The sequence below is a fragment of the Mycobacterium sp. E3198 genome (assembly GCF_001667015.1).
Classification (GTDB): domain Bacteria; phylum Actinomycetota; class Actinomycetes; order Mycobacteriales; family Mycobacteriaceae; genus Mycobacterium.
Genome location: NZ_LZIS01000060.1, coordinates 1 through 3,689 on the forward strand (window position 1 = coordinate 1; position 3,689 = coordinate 3,689).

Annotated in this window: 5 protein-coding genes; 3 read left to right on the forward strand and 2 right to left on the reverse strand. The window is 71.2% G+C overall.

All coding sequences use genetic code 11. From position 1 onward, the window contains the following. Together A5673_RS07430 and A5673_RS07435 are read right to left on the reverse strand one after the other, a co-directional pair. On the reverse strand, positions 1-1,025 hold a 1,025-nt coding region (locus A5673_RS07430; RefSeq protein ID WP_156747993.1), incomplete at its 3' end, for an ATP-dependent DNA helicase. 31 nt (positions 1,026-1,056) lie between these two features. After that, entirely contained in the window at positions 1,057-2,412 is a 1,356-nt protein-coding gene (locus tag A5673_RS07435; protein ID WP_369806468.1) for a nicotinate phosphoribosyltransferase, read from the reverse strand. Here A5673_RS07435 and clpS point away from each other — a divergent pair. From clpS to A5673_RS07450, 3 genes are all read left to right on the forward strand, one after another. Beyond that, complete coding sequence (gene clpS, locus A5673_RS07440; protein WP_068229269.1) at positions 2,411-2,716, forward strand: ATP-dependent Clp protease adapter ClpS; 306 nt, start codon at positions 2,411-2,413, stop codon at positions 2,714-2,716. The two genes, A5673_RS07435 and clpS, sit on opposite strands and share 2 nt — an antisense overlap. 25 nt (positions 2,717-2,741) lie before the next feature. Further along, a complete protein-coding gene (locus A5673_RS07445) occupies positions 2,742-3,338 on the forward strand; it encodes a DUF2017 domain-containing protein (protein WP_068229272.1) in 597 nt (198 codons plus the stop codon). Beyond that, on the forward strand, positions 3,335-3,689 hold a 355-nt coding region (locus tag A5673_RS07450; RefSeq protein WP_197518321.1), incomplete at its 3' end, for a P1 family peptidase. The genes A5673_RS07445 and A5673_RS07450, both read left to right, overlap by 4 nt.

A 3,689-nucleotide genomic window follows, 5' to 3' on the forward strand; every position in this document is an offset into this window, starting at 1 on the left:
GCCCGCGCCGCCGCCGCCCTGGGGTCGCTTTTGGTGTCGCTGCGGGTGTCGATCGCCGAGCGTGCCGCGGTGGCCACGTCGCGCAGCGCCGTCAGGTAGGTCGCCATCTCGTCATCGAGGCGATCGATGCGGCCCGGGGCGCCGTCGTGGATGGCCGCGGCGAAGTTCGCGGTCGTCGCCTCCAGCCGCTGGGTCAGCTCGGGGTCCACCAGCCGGGCGATGCGCCGCGCGACGACGCCGAGGGCGGCCGACGTCAGCTCGGCGGTGGCCACCGACGTCACCCGGTCGACCAGCTCGTGCGCCTCGTCGACCACCAGCAGCGCGTGCTCCGGCAGCACCGCCGAGTCGGCGACGGCGTCGATGGCCAGCAGCGCGTGATTGGTGACGACGACGTCGGCGCGGCCGGCCTCTCCTCGGGCCCGTTCGGAGAAGCACTCCGAGCCGAACGGACAGCGCGCGACCCCCAGGCATTCGCGCGCCGACACGCTGACCTGTGACCAGGATCGGTCTGGCACGCCCGGCTTGAGGTCGTCGCGGTCGCCCGAATCGGTCATCGACGCCCAGGCGGTGAGCCGTTGCACGTCGCGGCCCAGCGCGGTGACCGCCACCGGATCGAACAGCTCCTCCTGCGGCCGCTCGTCGTCCGGGTCGTCGGCGGCGCCACCATTATGGATCTTGTTCAGGCACAGGTAGTTTCGCCGCCCCTTCAGCAGCGCGAACCGCGGCGGGCGCGGCAGCGCCTCGGTGAGCGAATCGGCCAGCCGGGGCAGGTCGCGATCGACGAGCTGACGCTGCAGCGCGATGGTGGCCGTCGACACCACGACGGGCCCCTCGTCGCCGACCGCGCGGACGATGGCGGGAACCAGGTACGCCAGCGACTTGCCGGTGCCGGTGCCGGCCTGCACGACGAGGTGCTCGCCGGTCTCGAAGGCCCGCTCGACCGCGGTGGCCATCTCCAGCTGGCCCGCGCGCTCGCTGCCGCCGAGCGCGGCCACGGCGACGGCGAGCAGCTCGGGCACGGTCATGGACACGTCGGACGTGGTCACTCCCTCGAGCTCAGGCGCGGATGTGTGTCGTCGGGATCGCGGGCTCGCCGTGCGACAGGTTCAGACCTTCCCACGGCAGGCTGCGCAGCCCGGAGGCCACCAGCTCGCGCGCCGCCGACAGGTCGGGGCTCGACACCGCCGCACCGCGGCGGACCAGCGGCGTCGTCAGCGCCCGGCACGATTCGGTGGTCTCCGGCCGGCGGCCCGCCGGGTACACCACCTCCTCGGTGATCGTTCCCGTCGGGCGCGCCAGCCGCAGCGCCTCCTTGCGCCCGCCGTGAGATTCCTTGTGGCTGCTCCGCTTTTGCACGGGCATGCCGTCCACTTCGACCAGCTTGTAGACCATGCTGGCGGTCGGCGCGCCGGAGCCGGTCACCAGCGACGTGCCGACACCGAAGCTGTCCACCGGCTCGGCGCGCAGGGCGGCGATGCTGAACTCGTCGAGGTCGCCGGACACCACGATGCGGGTGTGGGTGGCGCCCAGGCCGTCGAGTTGCTCGCGCACCTGCCGGGCCAGCACCGCGAGTTCCCCGGAGTCGATGCGCACGGCGCCGAGCTTCGGCCCGGCGGCGGCCACGGCGTTGGCCACGCCGGCCGTCACGTCGTAGGTGTCCACCAGCAGCGTGGTGCCGGCGCCCAGCGCGTCGACCTGGGCGCGAAACGCCCCCAACTCGTCCGGGCCGTCTCGATGCGTGTGCAGCATCGTGAACGCGTGCGCGGCCGTGCCCTCGGTGGGTATCCCGTAGCGGCGCTGGGCGCCCAGGTTCGAGGTCGCGGCGAAGCCCGCGATGTAGGCGGCGCGGGCCGCGGCGATCGCCGCCCGCTCGTGGGTGCGGCGCGAGCCCATCTCGATCAGCGGGCGGTCCGCGGCGGCGCTGACCATGCGCGCCGCCGCCGAGGCGATCGCGGTGTCGTGATTGAAGATCGATAACGCCAGCGTCTCGAGGACCACGCATTCGGCGAAGCTGCCGGTCACCGACAGCACCGGCGAACCGGGGAAGTACAGCTCGCCCTCGGCGTAGCCGTCGATATCGCCGCCGAACCGGAATTCGCGGAGGTAGCCCACCGTGTCGGGGTCGAGGAACCGCGCCAGCAGTTCGCACGCGTCGTCGTCGAACCTGAACTGCGGCAACGCTTCCAGCAGCCGGCCGGTTCCGGCCACGACGCCGTAGCGGCGGCCGTCGGGCAGGCGGCGGGCGAACAGTTCGAACGTGGTCCGGCGGTCCGCGGTGCCGTCGCGCAGCGCCGCGGCCAGCATGGTCAACTCGTACCTGTCGGTCAGCAGCCCCGCCAGGACCGGCTCGTTCATTCCGCAACGGTAACGGCTGGCGGGCGCGGGGGTGTGTCTCGGTATCGTAGGGGCCATGGTTGTTGCGTCAGCGCCTACCAAGCCGGGCACTACCGGGCAACGCGAGTCGGCTCCGGTGGACGCCACGGCCACCCCGTGGGTCACCATCGTGTGGGATGACCCGGTCAACCTGATGACCTATGTGACGTATGTCTTCCAGAAGTTGTTCGGCTACAGCGAGCCGCACGCCACCAAGCTGATGCTGCAGGTGCACAACGAGGGCAAGGCGGTCGTCACCGCGGGCAGCCGGGAATCCATGGAAGTTGACGTGTCCAAGCTGCACGCCGCCGGTTTGTGGGCGACGATGCAGCAGGACCGGTGAGACTCGAGGCCGCCCGGGATTCCTTGTGCGCAAATGGAAGCGCGTCGAGACCGCCAACGGTCCCCGTTTTCGGTCCGGCTTGGCCTCCCACGAGGCCGCCCTGCTCAAAAACCTCGTCACCGCCATGATCGGCCTGCTCGACGAGCGCGAATCATCGGCGCCCACAGACGAACTCGAGGAGATCACCGGCATCAAGACGGGACACGCCGAACCGCCGCGCGACCCGACGCTGCGTCGGTTGCTGCCGGATTTCCACCAGCCCGAAGACGCGGACGACGATGCTGCCTCCTCAGATGACACCCCCGACGGCCTCAACGCCGCGCTGCGCAGCCTGCACGAACCGGACATCATTGACGCGAAACGCGTTGCTGCGCAAAATCTTCTGAATACCATTCCGAACAACGGCGGCCGCTTCGAACTGACCGAGGAGGAAGCGAACGCCTGGATCGCGGCCGTCAACGACATTCGGTTGACGTTGGGAGTCATGCTCGAGATCGGGCCCGCCGGTCCCGAGCGGCTCCCGGCCGACCATCCGCTGGCCGTGCACTTCGACGTCTACCAGTGGCTGACCGTCCTGCAGGAGTACCTGGTCCTCGCGCTGATGGGGAAGCCGTCCGGATGAACTCCATCACCGACGTCGGGGGCGTCCGCGTCGGTCACCACCACCGACTCGACCCCGACGCGTCCCTGGGAGCCGGCTGGGCCTGCGGCGTGACGGTCGTGCTCACCCCGCCCGGCACGGTCGGCGGGGTCGATTGCCGCGGCGGCGCGCCCGGCACCCGCGAGACCGATCTGCTGGACCCGGCCAACACGGTGCGCTTCGTCGACGCGGTGTTGCTCACCGGCGGCAGCGCCTACGGCCTGGCGGCCGCGGACGGCGTGATGCGCTGGCTGGAGGAACACGAACGCGGCGTGAGCCTGGACGGGGGCGTGGTGCCCATCGTGCCGGGCGCCGTGATCTTCGACCTGCCGG